Source organism: Pseudonocardia sp. CA-107938 (genome assembly GCF_050936315.1).
In the GTDB taxonomy this organism is placed as follows: Bacteria; Actinomycetota; Actinomycetes; order Mycobacteriales; family Pseudonocardiaceae; genus Pseudonocardia.
The window spans coordinates 4,935,101-4,953,484 of sequence record NZ_JBNJNA010000001.1 but is presented as its reverse complement, the minus strand read 5'-3'; the positions used below and the strand labels follow the sequence as shown (position 1 = coordinate 4,953,484).

22 protein-coding genes are annotated in these 18,384 nt (G+C 73.2%); 13 read left to right on the top strand and 9 right to left on the bottom strand.

The genetic code is table 11. From position 1 onward, the window contains the following. Positions 1-299: 299 nt before the first annotated feature. Positions 300-1,202 carry an AraC family transcriptional regulator gene (locus ACQEVB_RS24525; protein ID WP_432975398.1) on the bottom strand — a complete coding sequence of 301 codons (903 nt, stop codon included), beginning with the start codon at positions 1,200-1,202 and terminating at the stop codon, positions 300-302. 140 nt (positions 1,203-1,342) lie between these two features. On the opposite strand from ACQEVB_RS24525, the gene ACQEVB_RS24520 reads away from it, so the two are divergent. The 4 genes from ACQEVB_RS24520 to ACQEVB_RS24505 all read left to right on the top strand — a co-directional run bounded on the left by ACQEVB_RS24520 (position 1,343) and on the right by ACQEVB_RS24505 (position 5,654). Continuing rightward, positions 1,343-2,782 carry an ABC transporter substrate-binding protein gene (locus ACQEVB_RS24520; RefSeq protein WP_432975395.1) on the top strand — a complete coding sequence of 480 codons (1,440 nt, stop codon included), beginning with the start codon at positions 1,343-1,345 and terminating at the stop codon, positions 2,780-2,782. A 128-nt stretch (positions 2,783-2,910) separates the two neighbouring features. Further along, a complete protein-coding gene (locus ACQEVB_RS24515) occupies positions 2,911-3,765 on the top strand; it encodes a carbohydrate ABC transporter permease (RefSeq protein WP_432975392.1) in 855 nt (284 codons plus the stop codon). Further along, complete coding sequence (locus tag ACQEVB_RS24510; protein ID WP_432975389.1) at positions 3,762-4,604, top strand: carbohydrate ABC transporter permease; 843 nt, start codon at positions 3,762-3,764, stop codon at positions 4,602-4,604. Before ACQEVB_RS24515 ends, ACQEVB_RS24510 begins: the two co-directional genes overlap by 4 nt. Positions 4,605-4,640: 36 nt before the next feature. Beyond that, entirely contained in the window at positions 4,641-5,654 is a 1,014-nt protein-coding gene (locus ACQEVB_RS24505; RefSeq protein WP_432975386.1) for an NAD(P)-dependent alcohol dehydrogenase, read from the top strand. Between the two features lie 69 nt (positions 5,655-5,723). On the opposite strand, the gene ACQEVB_RS24500 is transcribed toward ACQEVB_RS24505, so the two are convergent. The 3 genes from ACQEVB_RS24500 to ACQEVB_RS24490 form a co-directional block, all read right to left on the bottom strand. Beyond that, complete coding sequence (locus ACQEVB_RS24500) at positions 5,724-6,338, bottom strand: hypothetical protein (protein ID WP_432975383.1); 615 nt, start codon at positions 6,336-6,338, stop codon at positions 5,724-5,726. Positions 6,339-6,579: 241 nt separating this feature from the next. Then, entirely contained in the window at positions 6,580-7,344 is a 765-nt protein-coding gene (locus ACQEVB_RS24495) for a hypothetical protein (protein WP_432975380.1), read from the bottom strand. Positions 7,345-7,589: 245 nt separating this feature from the next. Beyond that, positions 7,590-8,174 carry a hypothetical protein gene (locus ACQEVB_RS24490; RefSeq protein ID WP_432975377.1) on the bottom strand — a complete coding sequence of 195 codons (585 nt, stop codon included), beginning with the start codon at positions 8,172-8,174 and terminating at the stop codon, positions 7,590-7,592. A 319-nt stretch (positions 8,175-8,493) separates the two neighbouring features. Between ACQEVB_RS24490 and ACQEVB_RS24485 the strand changes: the two genes are divergently transcribed. Together ACQEVB_RS24485 and ACQEVB_RS24480 are read left to right on the top strand one after the other, a co-directional pair. Beyond that, positions 8,494-8,895 (top strand): hypothetical protein, encoded by a 402-nt coding sequence (locus tag ACQEVB_RS24485; protein WP_432975374.1) that lies wholly within the window; start codon positions 8,494-8,496, stop codon positions 8,893-8,895. 358 nt (positions 8,896-9,253) lie between these two features. Further along, complete coding sequence (locus tag ACQEVB_RS24480) at positions 9,254-9,616, top strand: proteasome activator (RefSeq protein WP_432980537.1); 363 nt, start codon at positions 9,254-9,256, stop codon at positions 9,614-9,616. Between the two features lie 315 nt (positions 9,617-9,931). On the opposite strand, the gene ACQEVB_RS24475 is transcribed toward ACQEVB_RS24480, so the two are convergent. After that, positions 9,932-10,210 (bottom strand): DUF1918 domain-containing protein, encoded by a 279-nt coding sequence (locus ACQEVB_RS24475; protein ID WP_432975371.1) that lies wholly within the window; start codon positions 10,208-10,210, stop codon positions 9,932-9,934. Positions 10,211-10,388: 178 nt separating this feature from the next. On the opposite strand from ACQEVB_RS24475, the gene ACQEVB_RS24470 reads away from it, so the two are divergent. The 4 genes from ACQEVB_RS24470 to ACQEVB_RS24455 all read left to right on the top strand — a co-directional run bounded on the left by ACQEVB_RS24470 (position 10,389) and on the right by ACQEVB_RS24455 (position 13,378). Then, the gene (locus ACQEVB_RS24470) at positions 10,389-11,363 is read left to right on the top strand and encodes an Acg family FMN-binding oxidoreductase (protein WP_432975368.1); all 975 of its coding nucleotides are present in this window, start codon (positions 10,389-10,391) and stop codon (positions 11,361-11,363) included. Next, the gene (locus ACQEVB_RS24465) at positions 11,360-12,049 is read left to right on the top strand and encodes a universal stress protein (protein WP_432975365.1); all 690 of its coding nucleotides are present in this window, start codon (positions 11,360-11,362) and stop codon (positions 12,047-12,049) included. The genes ACQEVB_RS24470 and ACQEVB_RS24465 overlap by 4 nt, the downstream gene beginning before the upstream one ends. Then, entirely contained in the window at positions 12,046-12,324 is a 279-nt protein-coding gene (locus ACQEVB_RS24460) for a hypothetical protein (RefSeq protein WP_432975362.1), read from the top strand. Before ACQEVB_RS24465 ends, ACQEVB_RS24460 begins: the two co-directional genes overlap by 4 nt. A 64-nt stretch (positions 12,325-12,388) precedes the next feature. After that, positions 12,389-13,378 carry an Acg family FMN-binding oxidoreductase gene (locus ACQEVB_RS24455; RefSeq protein ID WP_432975359.1) on the top strand — a complete coding sequence of 330 codons (990 nt, stop codon included), beginning with the start codon at positions 12,389-12,391 and terminating at the stop codon, positions 13,376-13,378. A gap of 226 nt (positions 13,379-13,604) precedes the next feature. On the opposite strand, the gene ACQEVB_RS24450 is transcribed toward ACQEVB_RS24455, so the two are convergent. From ACQEVB_RS24450 to ACQEVB_RS24435, 4 genes are all read right to left on the bottom strand, one after another. After that, entirely contained in the window at positions 13,605-14,078 is a 474-nt protein-coding gene (locus ACQEVB_RS24450) for a CBS domain-containing protein (RefSeq protein ID WP_432975356.1), read from the bottom strand. Beyond that, entirely contained in the window at positions 14,075-14,302 is a 228-nt protein-coding gene (locus ACQEVB_RS24445) for a hypothetical protein (RefSeq protein WP_432975353.1), read from the bottom strand. The genes ACQEVB_RS24450 and ACQEVB_RS24445 overlap by 4 nt, the downstream gene beginning before the upstream one ends. 186 nt (positions 14,303-14,488) lie before the next feature. Further along, the gene (locus ACQEVB_RS24440; protein WP_432975350.1) at positions 14,489-15,358 is read right to left on the bottom strand and encodes a universal stress protein; all 870 of its coding nucleotides are present in this window, start codon (positions 15,356-15,358) and stop codon (positions 14,489-14,491) included. A 33-nt stretch (positions 15,359-15,391) separates the two neighbouring features. Beyond that, a complete protein-coding gene (locus tag ACQEVB_RS24435) occupies positions 15,392-15,901 on the bottom strand; it encodes a universal stress protein (RefSeq protein ID WP_432975347.1) in 510 nt (169 codons plus the stop codon). A 268-nt stretch (positions 15,902-16,169) separates the two neighbouring features. Here ACQEVB_RS24435 and ACQEVB_RS24430 point away from each other — a divergent pair, with 268 nt between their 5' ends. From ACQEVB_RS24430 to ACQEVB_RS24420, 3 genes are all read left to right on the top strand, one after another. Then, on the top strand, positions 16,170-17,246 hold the full coding sequence (locus tag ACQEVB_RS24430; protein WP_432975344.1) for an Acg family FMN-binding oxidoreductase: 1,077 nt from the start codon (positions 16,170-16,172) through the stop codon (positions 17,244-17,246). A gap of 210 nt (positions 17,247-17,456) precedes the next feature. Next, positions 17,457-17,876 (top strand): CBS domain-containing protein, encoded by a 420-nt coding sequence (locus ACQEVB_RS24425; RefSeq protein WP_432975341.1) that lies wholly within the window; start codon positions 17,457-17,459, stop codon positions 17,874-17,876. Positions 17,877-17,879: 3 nt separating this feature from the next. Continuing rightward, positions 17,880-18,263 carry a DUF190 domain-containing protein gene (locus ACQEVB_RS24420; RefSeq protein WP_432975338.1) on the top strand — a complete coding sequence of 128 codons (384 nt, stop codon included), beginning with the start codon at positions 17,880-17,882 and terminating at the stop codon, positions 18,261-18,263. Positions 18,264-18,384 lie beyond the last annotated feature (121 nt).

Sequence of the window (18,384 nt, the reverse complement as noted above, 5' to 3'; positions counted from 1 at the left end):
CACTGCTCGTACGTGACCGCCCCCGGGTCGGCGTTCGCGGCCGTGAACAAGTCCAGCGGTCGCCCGCCGCACAGCTGCGCCCAGCCGCTCGGTGTCCGGGCGGCAGCACGGCCGGCCACTCGGAGCCGTTGTTGGGTCTGCCGTCACGGGTGCGCTGAGCCCGTGCTCGACGAGCAGTCTGGAGCGGCCGAGCGCACCCGCGGCAGTCTGCCCACGCTGGTCGTCGTCGCGCGTGCCGGGCGAGCGCCCGGCCTCCAGCCGTCCTGGGGTCGAGGGACGAACCGGAACCGGGAACGATGTCAGGCGAGCGGCTTCTCCCGTTGTCGGTAGGCGCGCGGGGTGGTCCCCATCTCCTGCAGGAACTGGCGGTTGAAGTTGGACAGGTTGCGATAGCCGCTCTCCACCGCCACGCGGGTGACCGGCTTGTCGGTGCTGTCGAGCAGCTGGCAGGCCCGGACGAGCCGCAGCCGCCGGATGGTGTCGCGCAGCGTCTGCCCGGTGGCCCGGGTGAAGTAGCGCGACAGGCCGGACGGGGACAGCCCGACGCTGCGCGCGATCGCGTCGAGGCGCACCTCGGCGTCGAGGTTGACGTAGATCTCGCGAAGCACGGTCTCGACGATGTCCGGGGCTGAGGGGTCCTGGGTGGTCGTGACTCCTGGAGTGGCCAGCGGGCGCGCCTCCTCGAGGCCGTCGCTGAGCAGCCGCAGGACCCGCAGGAGTTGCTGGATGCGGTCCATCCCGCTGACCCCGCCCATGTCGAGCAGGGCGGCCGTGGCGCGGCGCCCCGACCCACCGCTGAACTCCAGGCCGCGGGCAGCCGCTCTGAGCAGCGGGTTCACCTCCCGCATCTCCGGGATGACCCGCTGCCACTCGGTCATCGTGTCGGGGTGGAACTGCAGGACGACGTCGCGCTGCGGGATGCGGGTACCGGCCGGCTCGTCACTGATCCAGTGATGCGGGAGGTTCGGGCCGACGAGAACGAGCTGGCCGGGTTCGTAGGGACCGATGTTGTCGCCCACGATGTAGCGGCCGCTCCCGTGCTGGAGCAGGTGCAGCTCGTACTCCGGGTGGTAGTTCCAGCGCGCGACCGGGTCGGGCCAGCCGTGGACGTACCAGCGCAGCGACGCTCCGGCGTCGAGCTCGATCAGTTCGCGGCTCGCCTCTTGCCCGAGGTAACCGCGGGCGGCGTCACGCAGGTCCATCGCGCGCACGTCCTCCCACACGGATCCGGCCCGAGACGCAAAAGAGTATCGGTTCTGGCCGTCTGAGGCGCTAGGTCACGCCGCAGTTCGCGCCTACCTTTCGCGTTCCCAAGACACGCAGGACAACGAGGTGATCTGCTGTGACCGGTTCTCTTCACGTCTCCAGACGGCGGTTCCTGGCCCTTGGCGGTTCCGTGGCCGCCCTCGCGGCGATGCCGGCGTGCTCGGCGCCCACGTCGACCCCGACCGGGTCCGCCGGAGGGGGTAACCCGTGGAAGCAGTTCAGCGGCACGACGATCAACTTCATCTCCGAGAACACCGCACCTTCGGCCGCGATCGCGGCCGACCTCGGGCCGTTCAAGGACCTGACCGGCATCACGGTGAACATCCAGCAGATGGAGCTGGACAAGGTGGTGGAGAAGTGCAAGCTCGACTTCTCCTCCGGTTCGGCGCAGAACCACGTGATCTACGCCGATCCGTACCAGGTGCTGGCTCCGCTCGCGGACGGCCTGCTCGATCTGCAGCCGTTCATCGACAGCGACAGCTACCCGCCGGTCGAGGGCGGCCTCGCCGACTTCATCCCCACCCAACTGGCCGCGGCGGGCCGCTTCCTGGACCCGGCCAAGGTGTACGCCCTCCCCTACGACGCGCCGACGATGATCCTGCACTACCGGGTGGACCTGTTCGAGAAGTACCGCGCGCGGATGCAGCGCGATCTCGGCTTCGATCCCGTCCCGGACGCGTTCACCTGGGACCAGTACCTCGCGGTCGCCCAGTGGTTCAACGACAACGCGAAGGCCGACGTGCGCTACGGCGTCGGGGCGCAGGCCAAGCAGCACGACTCCCTGCAGTGCGACTTCTCCAACGTCCTGTGGGCGTTCGGGGGTGACTACTTCGCCAAGGGGCAGGAGGTCGGGTTGCTCGGGTCGACCGATCCCGGTCCGGTGACGGTCAACTCCCCGCAGGCGGTCGCGGCGGCGACGTTCTACAAGAAGCTGATCTCCGTGGCCCACCCGTCGTCGGTGACGTGGGACTGGACCGGGCTCGGCGACGCGTTCACCGCGGGCGAGATCGCCATGTGCGCGAACTGGCACGAGTTCGCTGCCGGTGAGGAGAAGGCGTTCCCCGGCAAGGTCGGCTACGCACCGCTCCCGGCCGGACCGGCGCGCCGGGCCAACATCTACGGCGGCACCGGGATCGGGATCAACGCGAACGCGAAGGACGCCGAACTCGGCGCCGCCTGGCTGTTCGTGAACTGGGCAACCTCGCCGCAGACCCAGCTCAGCTCGCTGGCCTCCACCGTCGGTGGTGGCACTCCCACCCGCCTCTCGGTCTACAAGCTCCCCGACGTGCGGGCACAGGAGTCCGCCAGTCCGTCGGCCTACCCGAACATGCGCACCGCCCGCGCCGTCACGACGGCGTGGCAGCCGGAGAACATCGGGCTGCGGCCCAAGGTCGCGCAATGGGTCGAGCTCGACACCATCATCTTCACCGAGCTGTCGACGATGCTGACCCGCAACGGCGACCCCGCCGCCACCATGGCCGCCATCCAGGACCAGATGACCAGGGTCATGCAGTGAGCGTCATCGCCCGTGTCCGGCCGAGATCGACGGGATCGGCGCCGGCGGGCCGACCACCGTCGCGACGCCCCCGACCCGCCTCCCGGCCCAGGCTGCCGCACGGGTTCGGCACGTTCGAGTTCGCTGCCATGCTCCCTGCGCTGATGGTGCTCGCGGCGCTCTCGATCGTGCCGTTCGTGGTGCTGATCGCCATGAGCGTCTCGAAGGTCAGCACGCTCGGCCGCGTCAGCCTGCAGTTCGCCGGGCTCGCCAACTGGCAGGCCGTCCTGACCGATTCCTCGATCTGGGCCGCGTGGGGTCGATCCGCGATCCACCTCGCCGCGATCATCTCCCTGGAGATGGTCGCCGGCCTGGTCGTCGCGGTGGTCCTGCACCATCTCGTGCGGGCCCGCTCGCTCGTGCTCGCCCTGGTGCTGCTGCCGATGTTCCTGGCTCCGGTGATGGTCGGACTGCTGGGGCGGTTCCTGTTCGACTCCACCATCGGGCTCTACGCGCGCCTGCTGCAGCTGCTCGGCCTCGATCAGGACCTGCTGGCGTCGCCCGGCACCGCGCTGCCGACGGTGATCGCCATCGACGTGTGGCAGTGGACGCCGTTGATCGCGCTGATCCTGCTGGCCGGCCTGGTCTCGGTGCCCGCCTCGACCGCGGAGGCGGCAGCCGTGGACGGCGCCGGATTCCTCCGCACCCTGTGGAGCGTCACGCTGCCGCAGATGCGCGCCGTCATCATCGTCGCGCTGCTCGTGCGCTGCATGGACGCGATCCGCTTCTTCGACATCATCACCGCCACCACCAACGGCGGCCCGGCCGACAGCACCAAGACCGTGCCGCTGAAGCTCTACGAGCTCGCGTTCAGGTTCAACAACCAGATGGGCAAGGCCGCCGTCCTCGCCCTGATGATGCTGATCTCGTCCATCGTGCTGGCGCGGCTGTTCCTGCGCGCCTTCGCTGACCGCGACGGCGCGACCTACGGAGGCGGGCGATGAAGGCCCGGATGTCCCGGCGACGCCGATCGTCGGCGATCGTTCTCGTCCTGGCCGTGCTCATCGCGCTGTGGTCGGTGGTGCCGATCGCCTGGATGGTGATCACCTCGATCAAGCCGCAGTCCGCGATCCGCACCACCGACCTCCTCGCGCCGTTCACCCCGACCCTGGACAGCTTCGCGCAGCTGTTCTCCGGGGCCAACCAGGCCGCGACGTTCCTGCTCAACAGCCTGATCGTCACCGGCGTGTCGACGGCGGTCGCGGTCGTGCTGGGCACGCTGGCCGGCTACGGGCTCGCACACTGGCGCTCGCGGCACACCCAGGGCGTCGCGTTCTGGATCCTCTCCACCCGGATGGCCCCCATCGCCGCGGTGATCGTCCCGCTGTTCCTGATGTTCCGCACCGTCGGCCTGGTCAACTCGACGACCGGGCTGATCATCGCGCACCTCAGCTTCAACCTGCCGTTCGCAATCTGGCTGATGACCGCCTTCTTCCGCCAGGTCCCGGCCTCGGTCACGGAGGCCGCGACGCTCGACGGCTGCTCAAAGCAACGGACGTTCACCTCGATCGCCGTCCCGATCGCGCGACCGGGCATCGTCACCACTGCCGTCCTCTGCGCGGTCTTCAGCTGGAACGACTACGCCTTCGCCTCCGCGCTCGGCGGGCCACGAAGCTCCACCCTTCCGCTCGCCGCCGGTGCCCTGGTCACCCAGTCCGGGATCGACTGGGGCGTGCTCAGCGCGCTCGGCGTCGTGGTCGCCGCGCCCATGCTGATCGCCGGCCTCGCCGTCCGTCGGCACCTGGTCACCGGGCTGTCCCTCGGTGCTGTCACCGGTGAGTGACGCGCCCCCACCATCCTCCGCCCCACTGGAGAGAGCATGAACGCGACGATGCGAGCCAGCGTGCTGCGCGCCATCGGCGAGATCACCGTCGAGCACCGACCTGTGCCGCAACCAGGGCCGCAGGAGGTGCTGGTGCGCATCAGCGCCGTCGGTGTCTGCGGCTCCGACACCCACTACTTCGAGCACGGACGGATCGGGGACTTCGTGGTCACCGGGCCACTCGTCCTGGGGCACGAGGCCGCCGGCCGGATCACGGCGGTCGGCGCGGACGTCGATGCCCGCCGGGTCGGTCAGCGGGTGGCGATCGAGCCGGGCGTCCCCGATCTGACCTGCGAGCAGTGCCGCGCAGGCCGCTACAACCTGTGCGCCGCGATGCGCTTCTTCGCCACCCCACCCATCGACGGGGCCTTCGCCGAGTACGTCACGATCCACCACGCGTTCGCCCACCCGCTGCCCGACGGCGTCAGCGACGAGGCCGGCGCGCTGCTCGAGCCGCTGTCGGTCGGCGTATGGGCGTGCCGCAGAGGCGGCATCGCAGCAGGCAGCCGGGTCCTGGTCACCGGCGCCGGCCCGATCGGCCTCCTCGCGACGCAGGTCGCCCGCGCGTCCGGCGCCACCGTCACCGCCGTCGACGTCAACCGACGCCGCCTCGACATGGCCCGCGACTGCGGCGCGACCCGCACCGTGAACCTCGCCGCGACCGACACCATCCCCGGCACGTACGACGTCCTCCTCGAATGCTCTGGCAACAGCGACGCCACCACACTGGCGCTGCACAGCCTGCGACCAGCCGGCACCGCCGTCATCGTCGGCATGGGAGCGACCGGGATGCCGATGCCGGTCTCCCTGATCCAGGAACGCGAACTCACCATCACCGGCACGTTCCGCTACGCCAACACCTGGCCGACCGCTCTCTCGCTGGTCGCCAACGGCCAGGTCGACCTCGACAGCCTCGTCTCCGCTCGATACCCCCTCGCCGAGGTGCCCGCTGCACTCACGGCCGGCCGCCGCGATCCTGCCGTCATCAAGGCGCTCGTGCTGCCGGGCTGATGAAAGCGCGGGAGCATCCCAGCCGTCCGACGACAGGACCGCGGAACCTGCTGCCGGCCGGTTCGGCGTTCAGCGCGGCGCGCGGATCGGGGCGCAGCCGCGGACCAGCACATAGGTCTCGGTCCTCCGCAGCGTGATGCCGGCCCCCGCTGCCCCGTCGCACAGTTGCGCGACGACGGCGTCCGCACGCTGCGCCGCGCCGGCGGTCCACGTCGTGATCAGCAGCGCAGCGCCGTTGCCGCGGTCGACCATGACCTCCGCGCCGCAGAATCCGCTGTCGCCGCCGGCTTCCTGCCTCACGTGTGCGCGCAGGAGATCGTGCCCGGCGACCTCGGCGACGGGATCGGTCTGGAGGCGGTCGATCCGCACTGCGGCACCGGGCCATGCCGGTGCGGGACCAGGCTCCTGCCAGGCGACCGCGTAGGTCTCGGCAACCAGAGCACCGCGGGCCGCTGCCGCGATGCGCTCTCGAACCCTGGTGAGGTTGGGCGCCGAGGAGTGCAGCGGATCCATCCAGTAGGACAGCGCGACGATGACGCCGGCGTCGCCGTCCATCAGGGTGGTCAGGCCGCGGTTCCCGCGGGACGCCTCCACTGCTGCGCGATCCGTTCCCTCCACGCGCGCGACCCCCGCCGCGATCGTGTCGCGCCGCCCGAAGATGGTGTTGACCCGCGCGTACACCACAGGACGCCTCCGTCTCATCGGTCGCGCCCAGGCTCAGCGAACCCGGCGATCGTGACTCCGGCGTGGCGGACCACCTGAGGCCAGCACGGGTCGGCACGAGGTCGACTCCGCGCTACCCGGGGTCGCCGCGACACCTCCACGACATTGGACAACGACTTGCTAAATTTCGCAAATTCAGATCCGGGTCGTGGAACGCACTGCCCGGCAAGCGCTCGGAGGAACGTCCGCCAGGACGATCAGGTCAGGCCCCGATCGTCTCGTCCGACCAGGTCCCGCCTCGGGTGAGCCGCAGTGCGGCCGGCAGGGTCACCACGGCGACGGTCACCGCCATCACCAGCCCTGCGAGCACGCCGATCGCGGCGGTGAGCGCGAACGGCTGTCCCGGCTGCCACAGGGGTGTCGAGACGGCGAGGAACGCGCCGAGCGCGACCACCCACGCCGCCGCGGTGGCCGGGATCCAGAACACCGATCGCGGTGCCACCGGCCGCAGGACGAGCCACTGCGCGGTGCCGATGCTCGCGAGCAGCACCGCGCCCAGCACGGCGCCGCCCGCGGCCAGCACCACCACCGGGAGCGCGGACAGCCGATCCCCCAGCATGACGGGCAGCATCGCGATCGCGTAGGCCGTGGCGGCCGCCAACGCGGTGGCCAGGACGAACTGCCCGGTTCGCAGCGCCGGGAGCGCCCGACGCAGTACCGACGCCTGCGCCGAGCCGAGCAGAGCGCCCTCCACCAGTCCCGCCGCGACGAGCGCGGGCACCTCGACGGCGGCCGGCGCGGTCGCGAGTGCGGCCCCGACGGCAGCGGGTGCGGTGAACCCGAGGACCTCACCCGCGGTCACCCGCACCACCCATCGCCGCCCGAACCCCGCGCGGCTGGTCGCCTGACCGGTCGACGCGTGCGTGGGACCGCCGACGTCAGGCACGCGGACCTCGGTCCCCCGCCCCAACCCGTCGGCCACGGCCCCCGCGATCCTGCGGGTGAGCGCCTTCACATCGTCCTCCACAACCCGGTGTCTGCTCCGACCGATCCTGCGCGCCGAGACCACGGAACGGCACGGCACTGCGCCCCTGACACGGGGACCTCAGACTCAGCCCCGCGGTCCCCTCTCGGACGCGCGCGGCAGCGCGCTGGGAGACCGGGCGAACCTGCTCTCGGCCCTGCTCTTGCCCGAGCAACGGCGAGCGGCCGAGCCGGTGGTGGCCGGCGCGGCCGCGGGACGGCTGGTGAAACACGGCCCGACGGGCCGCGTCACAGGGTCCAGCGGTGCCGGGCGATGAAGGGCAGGCGGGCCCAGACCCGGCCCAGTCCCCACGTGTCGCCGGCGTGGGTGAACGCCAGTGCGACCAGGACGATCGCGTAGATGATGTGGTAGTCGACGAGCGGGTTGGTCGACCCGCTGGCCGAGCCGTCCGCGGCCTGCTGGGCGAGCGGGAACTCCGCGAGCCACATCAGCACCATCAGCAGCGCCCCGGCGACGGCCGCGGCCCGCAGGGCGACACCGGCGATCAGCGCGACCCCGACACCGAGCAGGCCGAGCATGAACAGCCCGTCCGCCCACCAGGTGCCGGCCATCGCGTGGAACGTCGCCTGGAAGGGGCCGACGTCGACCGAGCTCAGGAAGCCCTTGGTCGGCGAGCCGCCGTTGATCCAGGCCTTCGCCGTCGGGGTGGCGTAGCCGAGGCCGAAGGTCTTGTCGACGAACGCCCACAGGAACACGAAGCCGGTCGAGATGCGCAGGACCGCGAGGGCCGCGGCCGCTCCCCGCGCCGGCGCCGAGGTCTCGCTGGGCGCAGGAGTCGCCTGCTGGGAGCGGGCCGGTGATGCGAGCGTCATGACATGTCCCTTCACGGTGTGTCGTCGAACGCCTTCACCGTCCTCGACCGGCACCCGCCCGCGCTCGCGGACAACGACCTCATCCGGCCGGGGCGAAGGTCATCCGTCGGAGGTGCGAGGGTCCCGGTCGTCGGGCCTCGGGACAGCCGCCGAGACGAACCGTCACCGGCCTACCGGATAGGTCGTCGATCTCATCGCCGCGCATCTCGGGACCAATGGCCCCATCCGTCCGGGCCGTCGGCAGCTGCAGCGAGCGGTGGCGCGTCGCCATCCTCGACGTCGCTCGTGTCCGCAGACCCGCCGCTCCCTCGAGGTGCCCATGTCCTGCAGTGTCGCCAGGCCGCCCCGCGGCTCATCGGACGCCCGCGCCGTCACGTCCCCACTCGACATCGACATCGCACTGGGCCGCGCCCACGAGGTCGCCCTCACGGTGCGCGGTCCGATCGGCTCCGAAGCGGCGGCAACGGTCGCGGAACTCGTCCGCGCGCTCGTGACGACGGGCGCAGTGCACGTCATCGTGGATCTCGAGGGAGCGGCCGGCGCCGGCGAGGTGACCCGGATGCTGGGCCCCGTCGGCGCGACGCTCCGCTCGCGCGGGGGGCGGCTGCTGATCGCGGGCGACGGCGAGGCGCTGTGCTTGTTCGGGTCCGACCTCCAGGACGCCTTCTCGGCCTACCGTGCGGTCGGCACGATCGGATCGGTGCCGAGCGCCGTCGGCTAGCGTGCGTCCCCCGCCGCCGGCCGACGATCGCGTGGTCGGCGAGGACAAGCGGCGTTGCTTCCCCCGGCACTGCGACGCAGAGGGCCGATCAGACCGGCCGGCTCCGACGCCGCCACGTCGACGCCGCATCCACGATGCTCGGGGCCGTCACGGCCGATCGGCGTGTACCCGTCGTGCCCCTCCGCAGCGTTCACCACGCGCAACGGGCACGCTCTCGGTGTGGGCTCGCGTGTCGCGAGCCGTTGGTCGCCGACGAGTCTCTGCGACGATGCTCGGTTACCCATGCCCGGACGGCCCTGACCTGCGGGTCCTGCGACCCTGCCGCACGCGTCGCGGCGTTCCTAACCTTGGGCTGGTGATGATCACCGCACCCGTTCCCGACGAGTCGGCGCAGGTCGCCGACCCCGCCAAGCTGCTGCGGCTGGGCAGCATGATCAAGGGTGAGCTCGACGAGCTGCACGCACATCCCCTCGACGATGCCGGCCGTGCCCGCCTCCTGGCGACGCTCGCCCGCGCGGTCGCCGAGTTGGAGGCCGCTCTCCCGGCCGCGCTGCGGACGGAACTCGGCACCGTCGCGCAGTACCTGCGCGTGGGCGTCGCGGTGTCGGACGCCGAGCTGCGGATCGCCCACGCCCAACTGGTCGGTTGGCTTGAAGGTCTCTTCCAAGGCGTCCAGTTCGCCACCGCCGTGCACCACGGCATCCCACCGAGCACGCACTGAGCCCGTCGAGCAGGTCGGACGCGTCGGTCAGGGACTCGGCCGGAGTGCCGGATCGGGTCGCCGTCCGCGACCACGGCATCGGACGCCGTCCCGGCAGGCGAACCGTCGACGGCGACCACCACGGATCCGCCGCGCGGAGGCGCCACGGAACGGGCCCGCGCCGCCTGGGGCGACCAGACCTACGTCCAGCAGGGGACGGACGACGAGGGCTGATCGTGGAGCGGCACCGCGCGGCGGGCGGCGTCGGCTGCGCCTCCAGCGCGCTCTCGGAGCCGTCGATGCCGACGAGGACGCGTGGGTGGAGGTCTTGCCGGCTCACCGTGGCCAGACGCCGATGGCGTCGCCGCCCGGGTGCGGCCAGCGGCTCGCCGGCTCGACCCGCGATCCGGGCGGCGGGACGACGAACGAGTCGTCGTCGTCGCCCACCCACCGCACGACGTAGCGCACGGCGCCACCCCCGACGAAGACCACTTCGCGGATGCGTCCCCACCGCCATTCGTGCTGGTGGAGCGGCCCGGGGACGACGAGCCAGTCGCCGGGCCTCCCCGGCCCGCCGACGGCCCCGTCGGTTGCGCGCTGCTCGGGCGCGGTCATGGTCCACCTCCGTCATCGACTGCGTCGACGATCTCCCGAGGGCGCGGGTCCCCCGGTACGTGCGCGGGGCCCGCTTCGGCGGGCCGGTGGACCCGTACCGGTCGGGTCGACCGACGCTGCCGCGGAACGCACGGACCGGAGGACGCTGCTGGCGTCACCGACCCGGAAGTGGTGCGACATGATCGAGGACCGCGTTGACGAGCAGACCGTGCGCAGCGCGCTGGCGCTGGCGTCGCGGGCCCCTTCGGTGCACAACAGCCAGCCGTGGCTCTGGCGCTATGACGAGCGCACGGTGCACCTCGTCGCCGACATGCGGCGGTGGCTCCCGGCCACCGACGCGGTCGGTCGGGACATGGTCGTCTCGTGCGGCGCGGCGCTGCACCACCTCCGTGTGGCACTCGCGGCCTCGGGCGTCGCGGCCTCGGTGCGCAGGATGCCCGACCCGGACGCTCCCGACCTCCTCGCGGCCCTCGTACTGCGGACGCGGCCGGCGTCGGACGCGGATCTCCGAGCCGCGGCGATGATCATCCGACGGCGCACGGACCGCCGGCGCTACGGCGACTGGACGGTTCCCCCTGGTTTCCTCGCAGAGCTCGCCGCTCGCGCGGCCGCCGAAGGTGTGGTGGCCCGCCCGGTCGACGAGGCGGGTGGGCGCACGGCCGTCGTCGAAGCCGTGCGTGCAGCCGCGCAGGAGCAGCTCTTCACCGATCGCTTCGCGACCGAGACCGCGCTGTGGACGGGCCGGCTGGCCGGCGACGACGGGATCCCGCCCGCGAACCTGCTGGCCGACCCGGCCGGGACCGGCGACGGACTGGCCCGACCGTTCCCCGGCGGCACCATCGTCCAGGACCCCGGCAGCGACGGTGCCGCCCTCATGGTCCTGGGCACGACATCGGACGACCCGCTCTCGCAGCTGCGGGCCGGCGAAGCCCTCTCGTCGATGCTCCTGCACGCGACCGACCTCGGTCTGGCGACCTGCCCGCTCACCCAGCCGCTCGAGGTCGAGTCGACCCGTCGGGCGCTCCGCGACGACCTGCTCGGCGGTCACCTCGCGCCCCAGGCGATCCTGCGGGTCGGATGGGCACCGCATGAGCCGTTGCCGCCGACGCCGCGTCGCCCGCTCGCCGACGTGATCGAACGGATCCGTCGATGACCGGCAGCCGCGGCGGTCCCGCCCTGCAGCAGCGGCCCACCGGACGCCCGGTCACGGTGCTCACCTCGGGCCGGGAACCGGAGTGGGTTCGGACGTGGTCCCGGTCCACCGGACGTGCCGTCTGCGCGGCCGCGGTGCCCGAGCTCGAACCCGCCGCTGCCGCGGTGTCGGAGCTCGCCGCGCGGGCGGCACGGCACGGATCGACGATCCTGCTGGTCCACCAGCCGGACACGCCGCACCCGCAGCGGCGGGTCGTCGTCGCGGTCCGACGCCTGCCCGAGGACGGTCCCGTCGTCGCGGAGGCGGCGCAGTGCGCCGCATCGCTCGACGCCCGGCTCGAGCTCGTCCATGCGGTTCCGACCTCCTTCGCGGAGAAGAGCGTCGGGTTGGCCGACGCGCTCGACCACGGCCGGACCGTCCTCGCGCTGACCGAGGAGTACGCCCGCCAGGTGGTGCCCGGGTTGGAGGTCGATGCCCGGCTCGTGCGTGCGCGACCCCACGAGGTGGTGGGCGAGCGCCTCGACGCCGACCTGCTCGTGCTCGGCGGCCCGCGCAGGGGGACCGATGGAGCGTTGGGGCTGGTGGCGCTCAGCGCCCTGCATCACGCGCCGTGCTCGGTGCTGCTGGTGCCCCGCGGTTCCGGGTGGGACGACCGGGTCACCGACACGAACGACGTGCGGACATGACGGTCTCGCCGCCTGCGGCGTTCCGGGCGCGGATCCCCCGCACCTCGGTCCACGACGTGCGCCGCTCGCGCCTGCCGGTGCTGTCCTGGGGAGTGCACGGCTGGGCGGGGCGCTGGCTGGTCAAGGGGTCGTGCCGGGGCGTGGTGCGCATGACGATCCAGGCCCCGGCATCCGCCCGGGTCTGCGGCCTGCGGGTCCGGCTGACCGATCTCGCGGTGTCACTCGAGCAGCCCGACCAGTTCCGCATGCTCGTCGACGAGAGGGAAGGACCGTGAGCATCGAGATCACCGGCCACCACGCCGCGCCCCTGCACGGGCTCGTCCCCGCCGGCGCCGAGCGATGACGACCGAACAGGATCTGGTCCGCGCCGTCGAGCACGCGTTGCGAGCGCCGTCGGTCCACAACACGCAGCCGTGGCGCTGGCGGATCCGGGGCGAGCGCGCCGAGCTGTTCGCGGATCCGCACCGCCACCTGATCGCCACCGACCCGGACGGACGGGACCTGGTGCTGTCGTGCGGCGCGGCGCTGCACCACCTGCAGGTGGCGCTGGCGGCAGCGGGGTACGCGGCGAGCGTCGCCCGGCAGCCCGACCCGGAGCAGCGCGACCTCCTCGCCAGGATCCGGATCGGACCGGGTCCGGGCGATCCGGAGGACGCCAGGTTGTTCCCCGCCGTCAAGGCCCGGCGGACCGATCGACGGCGCATGAGCCATCGACCGGTCCCGGCCGCGGCTGTGCAGCGCCTCATCGAGCAGGCGCTGCGCCACGGTGCGCTGCTGGTGCACGTCGCGAACGGCCCGATGCGCGACCGGCTGTCCAGGGTCCTCGCGGACGCCGCGGCGGAGCAGGCCACCGTTCGCGGGTACCCCGCCGAGCTGGAGCAGTGGAGCCGCCGCTACGCCGGTAGCCGCGACGGGATCTCCGCCGGTTCCGTCTCGGCTCCCCCTCCGGGGCTGCCGGGTCCGTGGCCACTGCGCCCGTTCCCCCGCTACGGGCTACCCCAGCCGCGCCAGGTCCCTGCGCACGCCGTCCCGGACGACGCCGCCGAGTTCGTCGTCGTCGCCACGGCGGAGGACTCCGTCACCGACCGGCTCCGCGCCGGCGAGGCCGCGAGCGCCGTCCTGCTGGCGGCCACCGTGGCCGGCCTGGCCACCACACCGCTCAGCCAGGGCATCGAGGTGCCGCACGCGCGGGAGTCGGTCCGGCAGGAGGTCCTGCGCATCCCCGACACACCGCAGCTGCTGATCAGGATCGGCTGGCCGGCGACGCACGCGGCCGAGCTGCCGCCCACACCCCGCCGCGGCCTGGACGTCGTCCTGCTTCCCGCGTGACGCCGGCACAGCCGGCCGCCGACCCGTCTCACCCGCCGGGCGGCGACGGCCGCGGTCGTCAGCGCCCCGCGCGACGCAGCGCAGCGCGTCCCGGCGCGGGAGCATCCCGACGAGTGCACCGTCGTCGTCCGGCCCGGACCGGGACGTCCAGCGGACGTGCCCCGTCCTGTCCGTCGGGTGGGACCCGGCCGCGCACGAGATCGGCCTCCGTCACGATCCGACGGGCTCAGGCCGACGCCGCGTGCGCGGGTGTCGTCGCCTCCGCGGCGGCGCGGCGGCCGGGCCGCCCCGGGACCGCCGCTGCGCGCTCGACGATGTGCCGCACGAGGTCGCGGGCGGTGACCACACCGACCAGCCGCTCGTCGTCGAGGACGGGCACGAGTCGGGTCCCGCGGTCGAGGAGAGCCTCGACGGTCGACCGCAGGTCGTCGTCGGGAGCGGCGGTGAACGGGGCCGGGGTCATGAGATCGGCGACGAGTGGCACATCGCCCTCGTCCGCCTCGACGACCAAGCCGCGCACCAGCTCGGTCTCGTCGACGACGCCGCACAGCCGGCCCTCGGCCGTCACCACCGGCACGGCCACGGTCCGGTGATCGAGCAGCAGCGTCGCCGCGGCCGTCGCGGGGTGTCGCGGGCGCGCCGTCACCGGGTGCGCGCGCATGACGTCGCGGACCAGCACGGGGAAATCCTCGTCGTTCATCTCAGCTCCTTCCGCCAGTGCGGCTCGACCGCCGCCCACTCGTCCGCCCAGCGCCGGCAGTTCACCGCCAGCGCGAGACGGCGCATCAACGACCACACGGACACCAGGGCCGAGGCGGCGGCCGCGGCGGTGCCGAGCCCCGCCACCCACCCGCACAGCACCGCATCGGAGGCGGTGAGCGGGGAGTGCGTCAGCCGACCTTCGTGGTCCAGCCAGACCGTCACGGTCGCCCCAGCCCGGAGACCCGCATCCACCGCTGCGTCGCCCTGCTGCAGCGTGCCGTCGTGCCCGGTCCACCGGACGCTCGCGATCACCGTCGGCCGGGCCGTGACGCTCGACGGGTTGACGACCGTCGCCGTGCCCTCGACCCGCCTCCACCGCGTCGACGGGTCGACGCAGCGGGGTTGCGATCAGCCACGACGACCACCTCCGACCGCGCGCGCCGGCACCGGGGCCGTGACCGGAGCGATGACCACCGGAGACGCGGCGGCGCGGACGAGGGCGCGCCCGGCCGAGTCGACCAGGTGCGCGCCGAGGCGGCCGTGGTGGTGCGACCCGATGACGACGAGCTGCGCGCGGCGCGACAGCTCGATGAGCGCACCGGTGGCGAAGCTGGCACGGCTGATCCGGTGCACGACGACGGCCGGGTTGGCGGCGGCCGGCCGGGCGAGGTGCTCGTCGAGCGCGGCTCTCTCCTCGTCCGCGACACGCGCCCAGTCGCCCTGGTCCTCGACCTCGCCGTCGGCGATGCGGTCCCACCAGGTGTGCACCGCGACCACCGCGACCCCCCGGCCTGCCGCAGCAGCGAACGCGAAGTCGACGGCGGCCGTGCTCGCCGAGGTTCCGTCGACACCGACGACGACCGGAAGGGTCGGGTCCGGCACGCCGCACGCGGGCGGGACGACCACGACCGGGCAGCGCGCGGCCCGCCGCGCCGGTCCGGCACTCAACGACCGGACCCGGCCCCACTCCCGACCGCCCACGACGAGCAGGTCGGCGGCGGCCGATTCGGCGGCGAGCTGGGACCGGCTGCGCGTCGCGGCGTCGGCACCGGACAGCTCGACCGGGACGTCCGGCGCAACGGCGGTGGCGGTCCGTACGGCCCCGGCCAGCACGGGAGCGGTCCGCGACCGGCCGAGCAGCCGGCGAGTGGCGGGCACCAGACGCACGACACCGCCGCGGTGGGCGGCCTCGCGGGCCGCCCACCGCACGGCGTCAGGCACGCCCGCACCGTCGTCGACGACCACCAGGATCGTGGGGTGCGCCGGGTCGCCGGCCATGTCGTCTCCTGCAGCGTCGACGTGACGGGTTCCTCAGGTGGCCGCGGCGGCGTGGACGTCGGCCGCCTCGACACGCCGCGGCGACCAGGTGGCCGGCACGACCGTGACCGGGCTCGTCGCGTGCAGGACGCAGTACAGGCCGACGGAGCCGAGGATCGCGCTGCTCAGAGCTCCGCGGCCGCGGTGGCCGACCACGAGCAGCTCGGCTCCGGCGGCGGCGTCGACCAGCGCCTGCCCGGGCGAGCCGGCGATGACGTCGCGGACGTCGACCGCGACGTCGACCGCCCCGAGTGCGGGATCGCCGGCGACGGCCTCGTCGATCTGGGTCTGTGCGGCGCGGCGCGCGGCGGGGTGCAGGTCCGGCATGTCCGGCAGATCCCTGGCCACGGCCAGTGCCTCCGACCAGTAGTCGGGTACCGCCACCACCGCCACCACCCGCAGCGGCAACGCGCGGCGGCCCGCCTCCTCCAGCGCGTACCGCACTGCCGTGGCGGCAGCCGGCGTTCCGTCCGTTCCGACCACGATGCGAGCCGTCGTGTCCACAGCTGTTCCTTCCTCCGAGTGCGTGGTGTTTCCCGGGTTCCGAGCCTGCTGGTCCGGGCCGGTGCTCGACGACGGTCCGAGGTCCCGCAGCGGGGCGACACTGGGCGCGTGCCGGAGACGTGTTCCGAGGACCTTCTCCGGCTCCGTGCGGACGTTCGGCCCTGTCCGCAGCCGGCCCGCCACGGGGACCTCGACACAGGTACTGCTGTCCTCCAGGACGGGACTTTCGGCCGTGGTGGGAGACGCCGGCTCTCCTGATCATGACCACATGACGGATATCCCTGCCGCGCTCGGGCTGACGTCCGAGGACGTCGTCGGCCTGCTCACCGCGGCAGGCCGCGCCCCTTCCCTGCACAACAGCCAGCCATGGCTGTTCCGCGTCGCACCCGACGTGATCGAGGTGTGGGCCGACCCCACCCGCCGGCTACCCGCAGCCGATCCGCATGGCCGCGAGCAGCGCCTGGCGTGCGGGGCGGCGTTGTTCAACCTCCGACTCGCGCTCCATGGCCTCGGCGTCCGACCGCTCGTCACGCTCCAGGCCGACCGCACGTACCCGGACCTGATCGCCACTGTCCGCTACGGCGGTCGCAAGCCGCCGACTCCGGGTCAACGCGATCTGCTCGCCGCCATCCCGCGTCGGCGGACCAACCGTCGCCCGTTCTCCGAGGAACCGGTGACGGGCGCGGAGCTGTCCGCCCTGCGGCGTGCCGCGGTGGAGGAGGGCGCCTGGCTGCACGTCGTCGACGACCCCGGCGAACGCGCACAGCTCCAGGACCTCTCCGCGCAGGCCTACGCCGCCCAGCAGGCGGATCCGGCCTTCCAGGCCGAGCTCGCCCGCTGGGCAGCTGTCGGCCCCGACCGCGCGGACGGGATCCCGGCTCTGCCCGGCGAGCAGCGCCCCTCGGCGCACGACCACTGGGTGAAGCGCGACTTCACCGACGGGCAGGGCCGGACGACCGCGCAGACCGGTGTCGTCTTCGAGAGCCGGCCCGCCCTCGTGGTGCTGTCGGCTCAGATGTTCGGTCCGACCTCGGAGGTCAACACCGGGCAGGCGATGCAGCGGGTACTGCTCACCGCGACGGTGGCCGGACTCGCGGTGTCGTTCCTCTCCCAGATCGTCGAGGTCGACGAGACCCGGGAGCGGCTGCGCTCGCTGATCCGCGGCATCCACAGCCCACAGGTGCTGCTGCGCATCGGCCGCGGATGGCCGGTGCCGTCCACACCACGGCGGGCCGTCGCGGACACCCTGATCACGGCGCCGACCGCGCTCTCTCCGAGCCGCGACGCCCGCGACGTCCGTCGCGACGACCCGAGCTGGGCTCGCCCCGGTCGCGCAGCCGGCTGAGTGGGCGGAAGCCTGGACCGCGGACGCTCAGAGTCGCGCACCGTCCTCCAGGGCCGAACGGCACGGTCGGGTCCGGTCGTGCGTCCGTGCGGGAGCCTTCGCTCGCCCCTGCCCGTCGGCCCGCGGCGCGGCGCACCCTCGACGCACTGGTGCGACGCCACCGCAGGACCAGCCTGTCGTGGTCGTGACCGGCAGGAAGGAACGACTCCCATGACCGAGCAACCGCTGCTGGCAGCACCTCCGGACGTCATCGACGACGATCCACTCGTCACCACCCTGATGACGCGCGAGGTCGTCGCCGTCGAATCCAGGGCCGACACCGGAACCGCCCTTCGGACGATGGCCGACCACGGGGTGCGGCACCTGGTGCTCCGTGACGGCGATCGCGCGGTGGGCGCTGTCACGGAGGCCTCGATCGTGCGCGCGATCGCCGACGACCGGTCCGCGGACCCGGTGCGCAGGCTGCGGGTCCCGCTGCCGAGCACGGGGCCGGCGGCACGGCGGTCGGACGCGGCCCGGGCGATGGTCGAGCACCGGGTCGACGCCGTCCTGGTCGTCGACGACGGGGAGGTGCTCGGCATCCTCACCGCGACCGACCTCCTCAAGTCGCTCGCCCGACCCGAGGTGTGAGCTGTGAGCAGGCCGATGCCCCGGACCCGCCGCAGGCTGACGATCCTCGTGGAGGACCGCGGAGCCGGCTCGTCGACGGGGTGCGGACTCGTCGCGGAGACGATCATCGAGCTGGCGAGGGAGCAGGGTCTGCCCGGGATCAGCGCGTTCCGCGGCGACGCCGGTTACGGGCCCGACGGCCCTGTCGACGGGCGCCCGGTCATGATCGTCGCCGTCGGCGACGCGGAATGCCTGGACGACTTCGCCCATGCCGTGGCGACCGCGCTGCCCGACGGGCTCGTCGTGCTGGACGACGTCGTCGAGCTCGTCCTCGCGGCCCGTGTCGCCGCGCACGGCTCGGACGATCCGGTCGAGATGGCTCCCCCGGTGGCGGCCGCAGGGACCTGATCGCCGGAACCGGCACACCCCGCCGGCCGTCTCCGGCTCTCGGTCGGGCCGAAGGTCCCGATCCGGACGGTCCAAGGCCCGGACCGGCGGTCCCGTGGATCGGGGTCCGCCGGCCCTGCCT

Coding starts and splice junctions, on each gene's coding strand:
- ACQEVB_RS24490 (WP_432975377.1), bottom strand. CDS start 8,174: ATGACGCTCGCATCACCGGCCCGCTCCCAGCAGGCGACTCCTGCGCCC.
- ACQEVB_RS24525 (WP_432975398.1), bottom strand. CDS start 1,202: ATGGACCTGCGTGACGCCGCCCGCGGTTACCTCGGGCAAGAGGCGAGC.
- ACQEVB_RS24475 (WP_432975371.1), bottom strand. CDS start 10,210: ATGACCGCGCCCGAGCAGCGCGCAACCGACGGGGCCGTCGGCGGGCCG.
- ACQEVB_RS24505 (WP_432975386.1), top strand. CDS start 4,641: ATGAACGCGACGATGCGAGCCAGCGTGCTGCGCGCCATCGGCGAGATC.
- ACQEVB_RS24450 (WP_432975356.1), bottom strand. CDS start 14,078: ATGAACGACGAGGATTTCCCCGTGCTGGTCCGCGACGTCATGCGCGCG.
- ACQEVB_RS24485 (WP_432975374.1), top strand. CDS start 8,494: ATGTCCTGCAGTGTCGCCAGGCCGCCCCGCGGCTCATCGGACGCCCGC.
- ACQEVB_RS24480 (WP_432980537.1), top strand. CDS start 9,254: ATGATCACCGCACCCGTTCCCGACGAGTCGGCGCAGGTCGCCGACCCC.
- ACQEVB_RS24455 (WP_432975359.1), top strand. CDS start 12,389: ATGACGACCGAACAGGATCTGGTCCGCGCCGTCGAGCACGCGTTGCGA.
- ACQEVB_RS24510 (WP_432975389.1), top strand. CDS start 3,762: ATGAAGGCCCGGATGTCCCGGCGACGCCGATCGTCGGCGATCGTTCTC.
- ACQEVB_RS24430 (WP_432975344.1), top strand. CDS start 16,170: ATGACGGATATCCCTGCCGCGCTCGGGCTGACGTCCGAGGACGTCGTC.
- ACQEVB_RS24515 (WP_432975392.1), top strand. CDS start 2,911: ATGCTCCCTGCGCTGATGGTGCTCGCGGCGCTCTCGATCGTGCCGTTC.
- ACQEVB_RS24465 (WP_432975365.1), top strand. CDS start 11,360: ATGACCGGCAGCCGCGGCGGTCCCGCCCTGCAGCAGCGGCCCACCGGA.
- ACQEVB_RS24440 (WP_432975350.1), bottom strand. CDS start 15,358: ATGGCCGGCGACCCGGCGCACCCCACGATCCTGGTGGTCGTCGACGAC.
- ACQEVB_RS24425 (WP_432975341.1), top strand. CDS start 17,457: ATGACCGAGCAACCGCTGCTGGCAGCACCTCCGGACGTCATCGACGAC.
- ACQEVB_RS24470 (WP_432975368.1), top strand. CDS start 10,389: ATGATCGAGGACCGCGTTGACGAGCAGACCGTGCGCAGCGCGCTGGCG.
- ACQEVB_RS24460 (WP_432975362.1), top strand. CDS start 12,046: ATGACGGTCTCGCCGCCTGCGGCGTTCCGGGCGCGGATCCCCCGCACC.